Source organism: Liquorilactobacillus ghanensis DSM 18630 (genome assembly GCF_001435235.1).
GTDB classification, from domain to species: Bacteria; Bacillota; Bacilli; order Lactobacillales; family Lactobacillaceae; genus Liquorilactobacillus; species Liquorilactobacillus ghanensis.
Genome location: NZ_AZGB01000018.1, coordinates 174829 through 193055, shown reverse-complemented (window position 1 = coordinate 193055; position 18227 = coordinate 174829). Strand labels below are relative to the sequence as shown.

The 18227-nt window shown below is 35.7% G+C and carries 14 protein-coding genes; 12 read left to right on the top strand and 2 right to left on the bottom strand.

Translation table 11 applies throughout. From position 1 onward, the window contains the following. Positions 1–776 precede the first annotated feature (776 nt). Both FC89_RS08345 and thrC read right to left on the bottom strand, forming a co-directional pair. Positions 777–1229 carry an Lrp/AsnC family transcriptional regulator gene (locus tag FC89_RS08345; protein WP_057872100.1) on the bottom strand — a complete coding sequence of 151 codons (453 nt, stop codon included), beginning with the start codon at positions 1227–1229 and terminating at the stop codon, positions 777–779. 90 nt (positions 1230–1319) lie between these two features. Further along, complete coding sequence (gene thrC / locus FC89_RS08340) at positions 1320–2798, bottom strand: threonine synthase (protein ID WP_057872099.1); 1479 nt, start codon at positions 2796–2798, stop codon at positions 1320–1322. 209 nt (positions 2799–3007) lie between these two features. Between thrC and FC89_RS08335 the strand changes: the two genes are divergently transcribed. From FC89_RS08335 to FC89_RS08275, 12 genes are all read left to right on the top strand, one after another. Continuing rightward, positions 3008–4291, top strand: coding sequence for a homoserine dehydrogenase (locus tag FC89_RS08335; RefSeq protein WP_057872098.1), 1284 nt, complete (start codon positions 3008–3010; stop codon positions 4289–4291). 12 nt (positions 4292–4303) lie between these two features. Then, entirely contained in the window at positions 4304–5176 is an 873-nt protein-coding gene (gene thrB, locus FC89_RS08330; protein ID WP_057872097.1) for a homoserine kinase, read from the top strand. Between the two features lie 226 nt (positions 5177–5402). After that, positions 5403–6047, top strand: a complete 645-nt coding sequence (locus FC89_RS08325) for a sugar transferase (protein ID WP_057872096.1) — start codon at positions 5403–5405, stop codon at positions 6045–6047. 22 nt (positions 6048–6069) lie between these two features. After that, complete coding sequence (locus FC89_RS08320; protein WP_083485451.1) at positions 6070–6846, top strand: DUF4422 domain-containing protein; 777 nt, start codon at positions 6070–6072, stop codon at positions 6844–6846. A gap of 240 nt (positions 6847–7086) precedes the next feature. Next, a complete protein-coding gene (locus FC89_RS08315) occupies positions 7087–7911 on the top strand; it encodes a LicD family protein (RefSeq protein ID WP_057872095.1) in 825 nt (274 codons plus the stop codon). Between the two features lie 23 nt (positions 7912–7934). Next, positions 7935–8951 (top strand): glycosyltransferase, encoded by a 1017-nt coding sequence (locus FC89_RS08310; RefSeq protein ID WP_057872094.1) that lies wholly within the window; start codon positions 7935–7937, stop codon positions 8949–8951. Between the two features lie 37 nt (positions 8952–8988). Continuing rightward, a complete protein-coding gene (locus FC89_RS08305) occupies positions 8989–10134 on the top strand; it encodes a glycosyltransferase (protein WP_057872093.1) in 1146 nt (381 codons plus the stop codon). Beyond that, the gene (locus FC89_RS08300) at positions 10131–11093 is read left to right on the top strand and encodes a glycosyltransferase family 2 protein (protein ID WP_057872092.1); all 963 of its coding nucleotides are present in this window, start codon (positions 10131–10133) and stop codon (positions 11091–11093) included. Before FC89_RS08305 ends, FC89_RS08300 begins: the two co-directional genes overlap by 4 nt. 27 nt (positions 11094–11120) lie before the next feature. Then, positions 11121–12233, top strand: coding sequence for a UDP-galactopyranose mutase (glf, locus tag FC89_RS08295; RefSeq protein ID WP_057872091.1), 1113 nt, complete (start codon positions 11121–11123; stop codon positions 12231–12233). A gap of 43 nt (positions 12234–12276) precedes the next feature. Further along, positions 12277–13476 carry a hypothetical protein gene (locus FC89_RS08290; RefSeq protein ID WP_057872090.1) on the top strand — a complete coding sequence of 400 codons (1200 nt, stop codon included), beginning with the start codon at positions 12277–12279 and terminating at the stop codon, positions 13474–13476. A 524-nt stretch (positions 13477–14000) separates the two neighbouring features. After that, on the top strand, positions 14001–15560 hold the full coding sequence (locus FC89_RS08280) for an APC family permease (RefSeq protein WP_057872253.1): 1560 nt from the start codon (positions 14001–14003) through the stop codon (positions 15558–15560). A 414-nt stretch (positions 15561–15974) separates the two neighbouring features. Then, positions 15975–18227: N-acetylmuramoyl-L-alanine amidase family protein (locus tag FC89_RS08275; protein ID WP_420865002.1), on the top strand; the 2253-nt coding region annotated here is incomplete at its 3' end.

Genomic DNA, 18227 nt, shown 5'->3' with positions numbered 1-18227 from the left:
TTTTTGAAACAAAGAAACTAAAAAATTACCAAGTATTTTTAATCGATAAAGTGCTCCGGAAAGTTGGACACTAAATCAACCTTGGAAAATTACTATGCCCAGATTTGATTTAGAATTTTGTACTAAAATAGTTGCTGAGTATTTGCAGGAAAGAGTTTATTATCATTAGTTAAAAAATCTGGCGTTGGCAATTGAACTATAGATCACTAAAATTCTACGTAGTATGTATTATTATGCCAAAAGTCATTCCAGACGTGTATTTGAGGATGATCAGTTTCTATAACAAACATCGTATTAAAACAAAACTGAACGGAAAGTCCTCAGTAAAGTACCAGGAACTCACCATTTAGAAAACAGTTTAAATATAGTTGTCCAACTTTAAGGGCTCACATCACGACTTTGGAGCAGAACTGGTAATATTTTTTGGTGGGTGCTTGGTTTGTTTTTATCTTGGTATATTTGTTTGTAGCTCTAAAAAATCGATATTGAGTAGAAATTCTAGTAAAAGTAGTTTTATTTTTGCTAGAATTTTTGGGTATTACACTACCATTGACAGTATATTATCAACTTGTAAAGTGCTAATTTTATACTGAACTGAATCATCCGCCATTTTTAATACCGGCTAATCAGAATCAGTATGCATTGTTTGCACGTAAATAATGATTGTGCTCATAATGCTACTTGATTAATTACAAACCCCAACATCAAAAAGACTTACGATCAAAACAGCAAACGTTGTTTTTGATCGTAAGTCTTTTTTTAGGATATTAATAAATTTAAAATGAATTCTCAGTTGGATTTAACTCTAATGGCCGGGTATTAACGCTTGTTGAAAAGACGATTTGTGTCTTAGTTTCACCAAAGCGTTGAATATCATTAATGAAATTATCTAATGCTTTCGTAGTTTTAAAATAGCAAGTGATAATTTGAGAATAACTGCCGGTTACACAATCACAAGAAATAACATTACCAACTGATTTGATATAAGGATAGAAAGCATCTTTGTCTTTGGGTGATAGTCGCAAGCTGACATAAGCTTTGATTGGATAACCTAAAACTTTATAATCAATTTGTGTTTGATAGTTAGTGATAATTCCCCGTTCTTCTAAGTGAGTCAAGCGGGTTGAAACTGCTGGAGCAGAAATGAAACAAATATCAGCCAGTTTTTTTAATGAGATTCGAGCGTCTTTTTGCAAAGTAGAAACAATTTTTAAATCAATTTCGTCCATTAAGAGTCCCTCCAAGCATTTCTATGTAATATAATATAACATAAACGATTAATAATAGCACTTCTCCGACTTAAAAAATTTGCTTCTAAATTAATGATCGAATAGGACGTCAACAATTGCTGACTTCATTTTTGTTGGTGCGATAGACTGTCTATCTTTAACAGTGGCTGTCAGCAACTGTTTAATCGCTGGCGGATAAGGCAACTTGATTAATTTTTGCAGTTCTGCCAAGGCTTGTTGTCCATCAGCTAAAGGAATAGTGGTCAGCGCTGACCAAACGGCCTGTGGGAACTTGTAAGGACTGGCAGTGGCAATGATTACTGTTGGCGTATCGTGCAGCCATTCCTGTGCTACATAAGAAGCGACAGCAGTGTGTGGATCTAAAGTTGTGCCATCAACTGCAAAAACACGTTTAATTTCAGCAGCTGTTTGATTTTCGTCCGCAAATCCAGCGGCAAAGTCAGTCAATTTTGTTTTCATTGCAGCAGATATTTGATAATTGCCCGTATGCTGTAACTGTTCCATTAATGAACGGGTCGTTTGCGGATTTCGATCACTCAAATAATATAACAAGCGTTCCAAATTGCTGGAAACCAGAATATCCATTGAAGGTGATGAAGTCACATAAAATGGTCTTTGCTTGTCATAAGTGCCACTGTTGAAAAAGTCAGTTAATACATGATTTTTATTTGAAGCACAGATCAACTTTTTAATCGGTAATCCCATTTTCTTTGCATAGTAACCAGCTAAAATATCACCAAAATTACCAGTTGGAACACTAAAATTAATAGCTTGACCAGCTGTTATTTTGCCAGCATTCAATAATTGACCATAAGCATAAAAATAATAAACTATTTGCGGCAGTAAACGGCCGATATTGATAGAATTAGCTGATGAAAAACGATAGTTATGCTGTGCCAGATAATCTTTAAATTCTTGATCATTGAAAATGTTTTTAACATTGGTTTGTGCTTGATCAAAATTGCCGGCAATTCCAAAGACAGAAGTATTTTGCCCCTTTTGAGTCAGCATTTGTTTTTCTTGAATCGGACTAACGCCGTCTTTAGGATAAAAAACAATGATTTTTGTTTGCGGAACATCAGCGAAACCTTCCATAGCAGCTTTACCGGTATCTCCTGAAGTCGCAGTTAAAATTACAATTTCTGCTTTTAATTTGTTTTTGCGGGCAGCAACCGTCATTAGATGTGGCAACAGTTGCAAGGCAAGGTCTTTAAAGGCAATGGTTGGGCCATGGAATAATTCCAAATAAAAAGCATTGGCATGTTCAGTTAAAGGAGCAATAGTCGAAGTGTCAAAGTTGCTTCCGTAAGCCGCAGTTAAACAAGTTTGTAATTCTTGGTCAGAAAAATCAGGCAAATAAGGTTTTAAAATTTTGAATGCTAATTCTTGGTAAGACAGTTTAGCCAGTTCAGTTAAAGGTGTCTTAATAGCAGGAATTTCAGTTGGTACATACAAACCGCCATCAGGACTTAATCCTTGTAAAATTGCCTGAGAAGCAGTAACTTTTTTCGCATTGAGATCACGTGTACTTTGGTAACGGATTTCCATAGCAAATAATATCTCCTTATTATTTTTTAATTTTCATCTTATTAGGAAGAATACCATAAATTAATGTTAAAACCAATTATCACTTATGATTCGAAAAAAACAGTTTAGTAAAAGTTAATTAAATTTTAGATTGAGTGTAAAAAAATAATAAAGATATGATAGAATAATAACAATTAAAAATAATTTATAATTTACACTTGGAGGAAACTATGCGGGGCATAAAAATTGGAGTTCTTGGATTAGGGACGGTCGGTAGTGGGGTTGTCCGCTTATTACGGGACCATCAAGCAAAAATTTCCAGTATTACCGGCTGTCAATTGGAAATAAAAACAATTGTTGTTCACAATTTGAATAAACAGCGGAACGTTGATTTAACAGGAATCGAATTAACTGATCAATTTACAAAAATTTTAAATGATCCAGAAATTAAGATCGTCGTTGAGGTAATGGGGACGGTTGAAACAGCTAAAAACTATGTTGAGCAGCTGTTGCAAGCCGGTAAACATATTATCACGGCTAATAAAGATTTGATTGCTACCTATGGCGCGGAGTTAGCTGAACTTGCGCGAGCTAATGGCTGTGATTTGTTTTATGAAGCCAGTGTAGCTGGGGGTATCCCAATCTTACGGACAATTGTCAACTCCTTTGCCGCGGATCGAATTGTTGAAGTTAAAGGGATCGTCAACGGAACAACTAATTATATTTTAACGCAGATGAGTCAGCAACAGGTGTCATTTTCTGCTGCGTTGAAAGCAGCACAGGATCTAGGTTTTGCTGAACCAGACCCAACGAATGATGTCGAGGGAATCGATGCGGCATATAAAATGGTGATCTTGACACAATTTGCTTTTGGAATGAACATTTCAATGAAGCAATTAAAAATTAGCGGGATCAGTGATGTTAAATTAGCTGATATTCAGCAAGCTAAAGAACTAGGTTATAATATCAAATTATTAGGGATTGCTAAATTGATCGATGATCGGGTCGATGTTTCAGTTGGACCAGTATTGGTGCCTAAGGATCAACCTTTGGCAGCAGTGCAAAATGAGAATAATGCTGTTTTAGTTACCGGTGCCGCAGTGGGCGAAACTATGTTTTATGGCCCTGGAGCAGGAGAATTACCAACAGCTAATAGTGTTTTAAGCGATATTATTGCGGTCGCGAAAGATATCGTTTTGGAAACTACCGGCAGCCGTTTTAATGATTTTCAGCGTGATTTGAAACAAGCACGCCCGGCAGATGTTTGCTACTCATACTATTTTTCATTAAAGGTTAAGGATCAGCCAGGCCAAATGCTGAAAATTACACAAGCGATGAGTGAAGCACAAGCAAGTTTTCATTTGATTATTCAAAGCGAATTGGATAATGAACACGCGCGAATCGTGATGACAACGCATCAGATGTCAGAAGCACAACGTAATCAAGTTGTAGCGGCTTTTAGCACCTTAAAGGATGTTGAAGTTATTGCGGCTTACAAAGTTTTGCCGGAATAAAGGTGGGTAAATATGAGTTTTGAAATAATTGTACCGGCTACCAGTGCAAATCTTGGCCCCGGCTTTGATTCGATCGGGATTGCAGTTTCCAGATATTTGAAAGTTAAGGTGGAAGCATCTACAGCTTCTTGGCAGGTTGAACACCAATTAGGAAAAGATGTGCCAACTGATGAACGCAATTTGATTGTTAAGACAGCTTTGCAAATAGCTCCGGCAATTCAACCACATCACTTGATCGTTGATTCAGAAATTCCATTAGCACGTGGTTTAGGCAGCAGTTCATCGGCAATTATTGCTGGGATCGAGTTGGCTGATCATTTGGCTGAGTTGAATTTAAGCCAGCTGGAAAAATTACAATTAGCGACTAAAATTGAAGGTCATCCAGATAATGTGGCCCCAGCAATTTTGGGGGATTTAACAGTTTCAACCTACACTGCTGATCAACAAGTTTTTAGTATCAAAGGGCATTTTCCTGAAATGGCGTTAATGGCTTTTGTGCCACCAACAGAGCTGTTGACAACCGCCAGTCGGTCGGTACTGCCGGCAAAATTGAATTTTAGTACAGCTGTCAAAGCCAGCAGCATTGGCAATACTTTAGTAGCTGCATTATTTGCTGGCGATCTTAAACAAGCTGGTCAATTGATGGAACAAGATCAATTTCATGAACAGTACCGAGCTCATTTAGTTCCGCATTTGGCAAAATTAAGGACATTAGGACATCAGGCTGGAGCGATCGCTACCTATTTAAGTGGTGCCGGACCGACAACTATGACGGTGATTGATTTAAAATCTTGTCAGCGGTTTGCAGATTTAGTAGCAGCTAGTGGTTTGTCAGGTGAATTGCTGCAGTTGAAAGTAGAACGTCAAGGTGTAGTTATACGATAATCAATTTAAATAGTATAAATAAGATTTGAAAGAAACGAAGCTGATCTGTTGATGAGGTTCGTTTTTATTTGAAATGAGAAGACAAAATTGGTTAAATAATTGTGCCAATCTGAGCGATAATTGCTAAATAAAAAGAATGGTATTATAATACACCTTATGTACGGCCATCATAATTAATTTTAAAGGGTGGTAATCTTTTCAAGAGTTCTTTTTACAGGAGAAAAAAATGAATCAAGGAGACAGGACTGCAGGCAAAATGGTCTATTTATTTGTTAAAAGAGCGATTGATATTGTTATTGCACTGCTTGCTCTTACTTGCATGATTCCATTGTTTTTGGTATTACTGTTGATTTATAGATTTGGAGAGAACCGGGGTCCACTCTTTTACAAACAGGAACGTGTCGGCAAAAATAGACGAAAATTTTTAATTTATAAATTCAGATCAATGGTGATTGGCGCAGAAGAAAAACTTCGTCAAAATCCAGAATTGTATCAGAAATATGTTGAAAACAGCTACAAATTACCACCGGAAATCGACCCACGAATTACCAGGTTAGGCAAATTTTTGCGTAAAACATCAATCGATGAGTTACCTCAGTTCATTAATATTTTAAAGGGTGAAATGACTTTAATTGGTCCACGACCGATTATTGAAGAAGAATTGCAGGAGTATGGTGATCAAGTCGATAAGTTTTTGTCGGTGACTCCGGGAGCAATGGGATATTGGCAGGCTTCGGGTCGGAGCAATATTAATTACCCGGAACGGTGCGATTATGAATTATATTATGTTGATCATGCATCGTTCTTATTTGACACAAAGATCTTGTTAAAAAACATTATGAGTATCTTTAAAGGTGAAGGTGCTTATTAGATAAAGGAAAGTGGGTTTGACCTTGAAAGCTGAGGTTTATATTGTTAGCCATAAATTAGTCAAAACACCGCAGGACCAGATGTATGTGCCATTGCAGGTAGGACCGGCATCTGAGAATTTTCCGGGATTTGTCCGTGATAATACTGGAGATAATATTGCTGCCAAAAATCCCAATTATTGTGAATTGACAGCTCAGTATTGGGCATGGAAGAATAGAACTGCTGATGTTAAAGGTTTAGTACATTATCGGCGTTATTTTTCTAACGGCAGACGCAACTTTTTTAAATCATATGAAGGTAAATTTGCTGATATTATGACTTCAGCGACACTTGAAAAACTGTTAGATCAAGCACCGCTGATTTTGCCGCGTAAAAGGAATTATTATATTGAAACGTCATGGTCACATTATGAGCATGTACATCATATTGAGGGTTTAAAGGTAGCTCGTCAGGTAATTGCTGAGAAGTGTCCTGAATACTTGCCAGCTTTTGATAAGATGGTGCAGCGCAAGGCAGTTCATATGTTTAATATGTTGATTGCGCGGGCTGATTTGTTCGATAGTTACACAGAGTGGCTATTTCAGATTTTACCTGAAATTGAAAAACGAGTTGATATTACTGAGTATACTGATTATGAAAAACGAATCTATGGTTTTGTTGGTGAGATATTGCTGGATGTCTGGGTGGAAAAAAACCAGATTAAATATGTTGAAGTTCCGGTAATGTTTATGGGTAATCAGCATTGGGTAAAAAAGATCGCTAGTTTTATTTATCGTAAAATTAAGGGTGTTAGTGACTAAATATTTGATATTATTAAATTATATCCTTTACCCTTTAATTCTTAAAAACAAACGGCAAGTTTTAGTTGACTTAAAGTGAAGACAAGTTGTGTAGTTGTACAGCTAAGAGTAAGGTGGCGAAGGCAAGTTGATTGCTTTCGCCATTTATGTTGAAGTTACTTAAAAATGCAACTTAGTGTATTGTTATAGGGAAGGTTACGTAAAAATTAAGTTCTTGATTGGAAGATTAGGGTGTAATCTATGCATGATCAAAAAAATATAAGAAAATTGCAGCAAATTGAGTTAAATCTAGCAAAAAAAATTATTTCGATATGTGAAGAAAATCAAATTAAATATATTATGCTTGGCGGAACAATGCTGGGTGCGATTCGTCACCATGGGTTCATTCCGTGGGATGATGATATTGATTTTGGGATGTCCCGCAATGACTATGATAAATTTTGTCAGATAGTACTGGAATTAAATGATGATAACCTTAAGTTACTGGATTTTCGATTTAATAATAATCATGATTATCCGGCGAAGGTTATTGATCAAAGTATTGAATTGGTTAACAATAATGTTGCCAGCAAAGAAACGATTTATCCATGGATCGATATATTTCCTTTAGATGGGATGCCGGCCAATAAAGTTTTACGCAAACTGCATGGAACAAGGTTGATGATGGATCGCGCGTTGTTGAAGTTGTCACAATTATCTAATGGAGTTGCTCTTAATAATCCGTATCGAACTTCTCTTGAAAAATTGATAATTAAAATTGGTCTTTTGGTTCGCTCAGATAAATTTCTTAAGGAACAAAAAATGATGCAGGTTTTAGATCGAGATCTGCGTAAGTATAGCTATAGTAACTGTCCATTTGCGGTCAACTTTATGGGGGCCTATAAATTAAATGAAATGTTTCCACGGAAGATTTATGATCAATTAAAAAGCTATTCATTTGAAGATACTCAATTTATGGGAACTGTTTTTTATGATGAGTACTTAAAACAACTCTATGGTAACTATATGCAGCCACCAAAAGAAAACGATCGTGACAAGCATAATGTTGGTATGAAGCAGTCTTAATGTTGTGATTATAGGAGAAACTAATGAAAAATGTTATTATGTCTTCAATTGTTAATAAAAACAATAAAGATGCCGGACCTAAGGCCAAAAATGATATTGAAAAAATTTTAGTTGCTGAAGGGTTCCAACCGTTGAATTTGGAACTTTCTCGGAATAAATTTAAAAAACTATTGTATGCTTTGGTTGGTTTGAATAAGGTCTTTAAGGGCAAAGAAATTGATAATTTGGTTTTTCAGTATCCAATTTATTCAATTTTTTTAACGCAACGTTTTATTCATGCTATTAGAAAATATACGCATGCTAAAATTTATTTTATTATTCATGATATTGAAAGTTTACGAGCTTACAAAGGAAACCAGAATTATCAAAAAAAAGAGCTGGCTATTTTCAATAGTACCGATGGGATGATAGTTCATAATGAAGCAATGCATCGGTGGTTGACGGAACAAGGAGTAACTGTTCCAATGGAAGAACTGGGGATTTTTGATTACCTTAATCCGATTCCGGAACAAAATCAACCTTCATATGATTATTCGGTTTGTTTTGCAGGTAATCTGAAAAGTGCTGGTTTCTTACAAAAATTAAAATTAAAACAAGGCCGACTTGATGTTTTTGGACCTAACCAAGCAGATGAATATCCAGCAAATGTAAATTATCAGGGACTTTATCCAGCAGACCAACTGCCTAAATATCTAAAAACTAGTTTTGGATTAGTTTGGAATGGTGATTTATTAACCAAGTGTGATGGTGATTTTGGTGAATACATGCAGTATAACATGCCGCATAAAACGTCATTGTATTTAAGTAGCGGAATTCCCGTCATTGTGTGGAAAAAAGCAGCAGCAGCAAAATTTATTGAGGATAATCAGGTCGGGATAGCAGTTGATGATTTAAATGATCTTGAACAATTGTTGACAAAGATTGATCACCAGCAGTATGAGACATTCAAGCAAAATTCGTTGGAAATTAGTAAATTATTGAGAAATGGTTCATTTGTAAAAAAGGCAATTCATAATTTAATGCAACAAACAGCTGATTAATGAATAGGAGTTACTAACGTTCAATGAGGTCTGAAAAATGAATAACCAAACAATAATAGTTTTAGGAAGCTTTAACTCGAATAATGGAATTACAACTTTTGTAAAAAGAAATTATCGGCAATTAGCGGCTGCTGGTTGGAATTTTCGCTTTATTAATATTGCCAATGCTAAACCGGCACGTGAATTAGAAAAAATAGGAAATTATACAGAAATCACTCAATTAAAGCGTGGACCGTTACAGCATTTTAGCGAGTTAAAACAAGCGTTAAAATCAAATTTAAAATATAGTAAAACTATTCACCTGCATTTAGATTCACTGCATAATTTCTTGCCGATTATTTTGGCCAAAAGGGTCGGCTATAAAAGGATTATTATTCATGCTCATTCGGATCAAAGAGGTCAATATGGTAAACTAAAATCATTGGCGCACCGGCTGGGAATGAAGGTAGCTGCCCATGAAGGCACCGATTTTATTGCATGTTCACAGTATGCTGCCGATTTTTTCTATTCAAAAAAAATCCAAACACAACCTAATTTTAGATTTATATATAATGGAATTCTGTTAGAAAATTATCAGTACATAAGCTCAGCCGCACAAAATTTCAGAGAAAAACATGCTATTCCTGAGAGTTCAATTATAATTGGGCATTGTGGACGTTTTTCAAGACAAAAAAATCATCAATTTTTGTTGGCTGCCTATCAGCAATTTCATAAGCAGTATCCAGACTCTTTTTTAGTTTTGATTGGGAATGGTGAGAAATTTGAAGAAATAAAAGAAAAAGTGGCAGCATATCATTTAAACAATAATGTTATTTTTACTGGATATACTAATGATGTAGCGGTGTTACAAAATGCGTTTGACATCTTTGCATTCCCATCTTTATACGAAGGTCTCTCACTGTCATTGCTTGAAAATTTAGCCAACGGTACCCAAGCTATTGTTTCCAAAAATCAATCTCCAGAATTATTTGAAATGGAGAATGTGCACCCACTAAAAATAACTCCAGTTTCGGCGACTCAAGTTTGGGCAGCTGAAATGGAAAAACTAAGTAAAATAAAACAAAACAAGCAACTTGAAAGTTTGCGTGCAATTGATTACCTAAGGAAGAAAGGCTTTACCTTAGAGAAAACAACCGAAGAATTAGCTGATCTATATAGTGGCAAACTAAGGGGGAAAAAATGAAGATTGCAATCTTAATGTCAACTTATAATGGACAAGAATATTTGCCAATGCAACTTGATTCGCTTCAACAGCAGACGTATGAAAATTGGGATTTATATATTCGTGATGATGGATCAACTGATGCAACTTTGAAAATTATTAAGCAATATCAAGAAAACGATAGGCGGATTCACTTGTATCAAGGTGCAGCAGGAAAGAATCTGGGAGTAGTTGGTTCTTTTTTTGAGCTTTTTAGAAATGTTCAGGCCGATTTTTATATGTTTTGCGATCAAGATGATGTTTGGTTGCCAACAAAAATAGCAACTACCTTGGCTGCTATGCTAGAATTAAGAAAGCAAAATGATTCTGGAGTCCCTCTTTTAGTACATACGAACAAACTAATCGTGGATCAACAATTAAATTTGTTGCATAAACCGTCATTTGAAAAACGACCACATGATTTAATTTCGATCGTTTTCTTTAATAATGTAACAGGTTGTACCGTAATGGTTGATAATAACCTCAAAAAATATGCTTGTCGCGCAGATCTAAAAGATGTTTTTCTTCATGATCATTGGGTAGCCTTAGTAGCAGCACTTCTGGGCAAGATTGCCTTTGTTGAAGAACCATTGATTAAATATCGCCAACATGGTAATAATCAATACGGTGGTCAAGATTTTTTTGCGGTTTTAAAATCTAGTAAGTTGAATAAGAAAATAGCAAGTCTTAAGCGTAAATGGTCTGATAAAAGCTGGCCGACTAAATCGCTTCCGGTAAGACAAATTAATCAATTATACAAATTGTTTTTTGCTGAAGCCAGTGCTCAGCAAAAGCAGCCATTAAAAGCTGTATATCAAGCATTGAACGGCTCTAAGCTGGAACGGCAGCGATTTATAAAGAAAGATTTGCCACACCAAGGTACGACAAGTCGGCGTATCTTATCAGATTTATTTTTTGTGTTAGGTGGAAAAGGAATTTAAACGATAGATTATTTATGAGGTGAAAAAATGACAAATTATTTAGTAGTAGGAGCTGGCTTATTCGGAGCGACTTTTGCCTATGAAGCAGCTAAACGTGGTCATCAAGTCAAGGTGATCGAAAAAAGAAATCATATTGCTGGTAATATTTATACTAAAGAAGTAGCTGGAATTCAGGTTCATCAGTATGGAGCGCATATTTTTCATACTACCAATAAAAAGATTTGGGATTATGTTCATCAGTTTGCGGATTTTAACCGGTATACAAATACGCCAATTGCTAACTATCATGGTGAGATCTATAATTTACCATTTAATATGAATACATTCAACAAACTTTGGGGAGTGGTGACTCCTGAACAGGCTTTAGCTAAAATTGATGAACAGCGGGCAGTTTTGCATGGAAAAAAACCGGAAAACTTGGAAGAACAAGCAATTTCGCTGGTGGGGACAGATATTTATCAAAAACTCATCAAAGGTTATACCGAAAAGCAGTGGGGGCGTTCGGCTAAAGAATTGCCAGCATTTATTATTCGGCGGCTGCCAGTTCGCTTAACCTATGATAACAACTACTTTAATGACCCATATCAGGGGATTCCGATCGGCGGGTATACGCAGATCGTTGAAAAGATGTTGGCAAATGACGCCATTACAGTTGAAACTGAGACTGATTTCTTTGAACATCAGGAAGAATATCTGAAAAATTATGATAAAGTAGTCTTTACCGGAATGATCGATCAGTACTTTGATTACTGCTATGGGGAATTGGAGTATCGCAGTTTGCAATTTGAAACTGAAGAGCTTGATCAAGATAATTTCCAGGGAAATGCAGTGGTTAATTATACGGATGCCAAGACACCATTTACCCGGATCATCGAACATAAGCATTTTGAGTTTGGCAAGGGTGACAAACATAAAACGATTATTACCCGGGAATATCCTAAGACTTGGCATCGTGGCGATGAACCATATTATCCAGTTAATAATTCAGCCAACAATGCACTGTATAAAAAATATAAAGAATTGGCCGATACTAAGGCTGGTAATGTGATCTTCGGCGGCCGTCTAGGACAATATCGTTATTACAACATGGATCAGGTAATTGGTGCAGCTTTAGTAACGGTGGAAAAGGAATTGGACTAAGCACTGACGTGAACAGATTTTCTGATTAAGGTGGAATTATCGAATGGAGAAACTTTTAAAAAAAAATAAGTTTGCAGAAAAGCTAAGAACTAATTACAATTGGCCGCAGATTGCGGAAGTAGTTTATTTGGTAGCTTTGGCTGCATACCTGATTAGTAATTTTATTGGTGGAACAATGTTTAGTGTTTACGTTTCTAAGTCGCTATTAGCCAATATTGCTGAATTAGCCAGTGCAGTTGTAGCTATAAAAATTTTTGTGGTCGATCATTGGAATTGGGAAAAAGCTTTGATTATTCTTTTATTTGGATTGCTTTTTTGGGGAGTTTATCAGCGATCTATGGATCCAAGCTTTTTTTACTATTTTGTGTTTGTGATCGGTGCCAAAAATGTATCTTTTAAAAAGATTTTAAAGCTATTTTTGTACTTGGAAGTATGCATGATTATCATTACATTAATTGCAGCCGCAGCGGGTTGGATAACTAGTATAACTATTGGCCGTCGTGATGAAGCGACTGTTCGTTTAGCTTTGGGGATGATTTATCCAACAGATTTTGCTGCTCGAACATTTTATTTGTTGGTAACTTTTGCTTTATATCGCAATTTTAAGTTTAATTTACCAGAATACATTGGGGCTGTGGCTTTAACATTTACGATGTATTTTTTGACGGATACACGAATTGACTTTATTTTAATGTTGTTATTAATTATTTTAATAGCTGCTAAAAAGCAAGTATTTCGTTTTTTGGCCTTTTTTAATCGACGAATATTGACTGGTTTGATATTTATTTTTATTATGCTGAATGTTGTCCTGGCCTATCTCTATTCCCCTACTAATCCAATTCTACGGATAGCAAACAAATTGTTATCTGGTCGATTGACATATGGGCATGAAGCTTTTAAACGCTTTAATGTAACTTTATTTGGTCAGGTTGTGCCGCAAGTTGGTAATGGTGGAATTCATCATGGAGCATTTGATTACTTCTTTATTGATGTTTCGTTTATTCGGGTCTTAATGATGTTGGGAGTATTTTGCTTTATAGTTTTAATGTACTTTATCTGGTATTTATTAAAACGTTATGATCAATTGCAATTATATTCATTTACGGTAGCGTTGCTATTAGTAATTTTAAGTTCAGTGATCGACCAGCATTTATTGGAATTATCATTTAATATTATCTTCCTGAGTGCTTTTGCTAATTTAAGTTATTGGCAACACTCAAATTCCGCTAAGCTTAAAGAATAATAAGCTGAACTGATTTAAGGCAAAAAAACTCCGAACTTTTAAAAGTCCGGAGAGATTCATTTACCATAGGGGGAGTAAATGAAAATTGTTTAATATCAGGTTACACTTCGTTATTTTAAACGGTAATTGTTAATTTTGTGTGAAGAATAACTTAAGATTTTATAAAGAGGCAGTTACTACGATTGATTGCTGGAGGTAAAAGTGGGCCAATTAGGTAATTTGAAACAGATAACAATTCGGTGCGCTCTTAATTTGAAAAAGTTAAGAACGTTTTTTTCGGTATGGTTGAAAAAACATTCCATAAAGCCAGTCAACAATTGTTACTCAGTTATGAGGTTTGATTATGGATATCAAAAACAACCAACTGTTTCATATCAATTTAGTTTGAACAATAAAAAAGTTGAAAAGCCGCCTGGAAGGAATTTGATTTACCGCAATTAAAAATAAAGCTTGAGGTGGAAAAAGTGGAAAATTTTTCAACAGATAAGGCAAAACATTATATTAGCTGGCCGGTATTGGCATTAATGTGTTTTGTAACAGTCATTGGTTTTGATGACTTAATTTATAATTTTAAAAATCAAGGAATGGGTGTTATTACTTCTTGGGTCTTGATGCTCTTTTTGTATGTAATTCCTTATTCATTAATGGTAGGACAATTAGGCTCGATTTTTAATCATGAAGGTGGCGGATTAAGTTCTTGGATTCGCGGAACCAATGGAGAATTTCTGGGATATTTTACGGCTTGGACATATTGGGCGGCATCGATTCCCTATGTGGTTGATACTGCTAATTCAGTAGTTGTCGGGATCGGTTGGGCTGTTACCGGCAATAGTAAGTTTCAAGATACGATTTCTAATAGTCAATTTGCTTTATGGACATTGCTAACATTTGTTGTTTTCATTTTGGTCCAATCACGTTTTAAACGTTCGCTTGAGCTGTTAAGCATGGTTGGTGGAATTGCAATGTTTGGTATGACCGTTTTGTTTGTAATTATGTCTATTTCTTCGCTGGCACTTGGCGGTCACATTGCAACTCAACCCATGAATTTAGGTGCGATCGTGCCTAAGTTTGATTTAAAGTATCTGACAACGGTTGGGCTGCTGATCTATGCTGTTAATGGTTGCGAGCTGATTGCTCCATTTGTTACCAAGATGAAACGCCCACAAACCGAGTTTCCTAAATCTATGCTGATGTTGGTTGGCATGACGGCTTTCTTGACGATTTTTGGATCATTTTCATTAGGAATATTCTTTAATGCTCACCATTTGCCGAATGATTTGAAAATGAATGGTTCTTACTATGCCTTCCAAGCGCTGGGACAGCAATATCACGTGGGCAACTTATTCATGTATTTGTTCGCTTGGACTGAAGTCTTTTATTTAGTAGCGTTATTAGCTGTTTTGCTTGATGCAATGACACGGATGTTGATCTCTGATACTGGGGAGCGCTACATGCCGAAGTTCTTGCGGAAAACTAATGCAGCGGGATTGCCAGTTAATGGTTACTTGCTGACATGCGTTTTATCAGGTTTTATTTTGTTACTGGGAATTTTTCTGCCAGATATGAATGATATTTTTAATTGGTTGTTGAATTTAAACGGAATTATTTCTCCTGGAGTAACTTGCTGGATCTTTTATGCTTTCATGCGAGTGCGAAAAAATTCGGCTAAATATCCTTCAAGCTATATCTTTATTAAAAACGATAAATTGGCTTGGTTAGTTGGCTTTTGGGCTTTAGCAGTGACAGCAATCGCTACTGTTTTTGGAATTGCTCCGCAAGATGTGGCCGAGTTTAGCACAACTTGGTGGTATGAATTGATCATTAATATTGTGGCGATAATTGTTCTAATTGGTTTAGGAGCAATTTTGCCATTGATTACCAGACGTGAAAATAAATATGGTCAAGCCTTTAGTCGTGGTCAATGGTCTGTAATGCTTATTTTGTTGATTGTTGCAGTTGTTGGCGGAGTTTATCTTGGCGGGACACAATTACCTAATCGTGGTCTTTGGATTGCAGTCGAAGCAATTTTAGCTTTGTTCATAATCTGGCTTGTAGGTCGAAAACACGGTACAGTCAAACATTGAGAGTCTTTTAATTTAATATTATTGAGGAGTCCGGACAAATAATAACTTTGACGGGCTCTTTTTGTAACTAAATTTTATTTTTAATGACGATTTGAAAAAAATGAATCAGCGGCTAACAGATTAATTAGCCATATTTGATTGCAACAGCGTAATTATTTAATATAGTTTCTTATTTTATTTATTAATTTAATAAATTGAAATAATTTCTGCTCAGGGGTATTTTTAAAGATTGATATTTAGATGCAAGTGTTGTTTTAAAGTAACTTGAGTCTTTTTTGTTTTGAATTAAAAATAAAAAGGGTAATAAAATAGATTAAATTTTGATTGATTAAAACAAAAGTAAACCATATAATAATGTTTGGAAATTATTATTTCAGGTGCAATTTAGGGATAGTGCGCTGGAAAAGGGGAAAAATGGGGAAGAATTGTAAGAAAGATAATAAGTATAAGTTAGCTAAAGTTGGCAAATATGTTGGTTCGATTTTATTTGCAACGGTGGTTACATTAGGTTTGACGACTCAAATTCAAGAAATTCATGCGGATGCTACAACCAAGACAGTTAGTCAGTCCTCAAGTACTGTTTCCAGCAGCACTTCAACAAGCAGTGCCGCAACGAGCAGCAGTGTAGTTAATTCAAGTTCAAGTAATAACGTAACAACAGCGAAAAGTATAAGCAGCAGTGACAACAGTACAGCAAAAACTGCTGCAGTTCAAACAAAACAAAATACAGACACTAAATCAGCTGCCGCAAGCAGCGATGCCGAAAGTGTGGCAGTAACCGCTGCAACGCAAACAAAACAACAAACGAATGCCAAAGCGGCAAAAACCGCCGCAAGCGTAACGCTAAGTGCCCAAAGTTCATCAACGGCTGATTCGGCAACATCTAAGGCTGAGCAGTCACAAGCTACTTCGAGTTCTGCTGCTTCAAGTTCAAGCGCAGCTACTAATGCTGATGCTAACACAGATTCAGAAACGAATGACATGTTTAATTTTAATGATGTAAATTATATTTTGCACGGAGGAGTAACGGTCAAGGGAGTTAATAAAACGGCTTTGAATGAAGCCATGAAAAATGCTTACTCTAAATATAACCAAGCTTATAATGATACCTCTGAAGAAGATTATTATGATGGAATTGATAATTTAATAACAATTCTAAGTAAATCGGCTGTTTTAAATCGGACATTAGGTATTTCTCAAGGAGAAGCAGATGCAATGACTGCCGAATTGCAACAAGCTGTCAATAACCTGCATCTTAAGAAGCGAAAACTGGATTTTTCAAAATTTGATAAAATTAATTCTAAAATAGATAGCCTTTATCAAGATGGAAATATTGTATATTTATATTCTAATTCCAGTGTTGAACCTGAAAGTGCAGTAATTAAATATTCTGATGACAGTTTTCGAAATTTAATGTATGTTTCTGGCAATGTTAGTAATGAATACGAGGACTATAATTCACAAAGTGATATTGATAGTGCAGTTTCAAAGCTTACCAGTGCATTTAACAGTTTGGTTACAATAAATGAGCCTGTTTCGATGGCAACTATTACAAATGCGGAGAAAACATATAATGATTTATTCAGTGATAAAGTAGAATCAGAGTTGTATGATGCTGGGAGTATTCTAGTTGATAAAGATCAAACTTCTGAAGCAGATATAAATAATTACATTTCAGCTGAAGATGCTTATCATAAAGTAGATCCTGGGTATGGTCATGAAGGTGAGTCTGATTATGAAGGACCTGTTACATTTTCAAAAGAAAAAATCTTAGCCGCAGTCAACCAAATTGTAGCTGCCACTAAAAAATTAAAAACGCCAAACACAACTAATGTGCAAAATTTATTTGAGCAAGCGCAAGATATACAGGATACTACAACGACACTTTATGAAGATACCTATAAAGATTTCATTGCGCTGGAACAGGCTGCTGGAACGGCTGTCGATTTTGTTGGCATTGATGATATGATTCAGGTTTGGGATCATTATTATTTTGATTTCCATGGCTTTAACGGTGGTGGTGGTGTAGATGAATTGCCATATGGTAATTCTGGAGTAACTTCACAATCTTACATTAATACAGTAGCTGCTAACTTACAAAAAGCTCTTACGAACTATCAGCAAGCAGTAGCAAATCATAACAAGCCGGCAAATAATACTGTAAATAATCAGACTAATAAGAACAACCAGCCAGCTACAAATAATCAGACTAATAAGAACAACCAGCCAGCTACAAATAACCAGGCTAATAAGAATAACCAGCCAGCTACGAATAACCAGACTAACAAAAATAATCAATCGACTACTAATAATCAGGCTAACAAAAATAATCAGCCAGCTACAAATAACCAAACTAATAAAAATGGTCAAGTTAAAGAAAATGGTCACTGGTATTTGTATAAAAATGGTGTTAAACAAACAGGTATGCAGACGATTCCCGACCAGCATAAGACAGTCTACTATAGTTCCAATGGTCAGATGCAATATGGCCAACAAAAGATTAATGGTCACTGGTACTTATTTGACAAAGCAACTGGTGCAATGAAGACTGGCTTACAAGCAATTCCGGAACAGCACAAGACAGTTTACTATAATTCAAATGGTCAGATGCAGTATGGTCAACAAAAGATTAATGGTCACTGGTACTTATTTGACAAAGCAACTGGC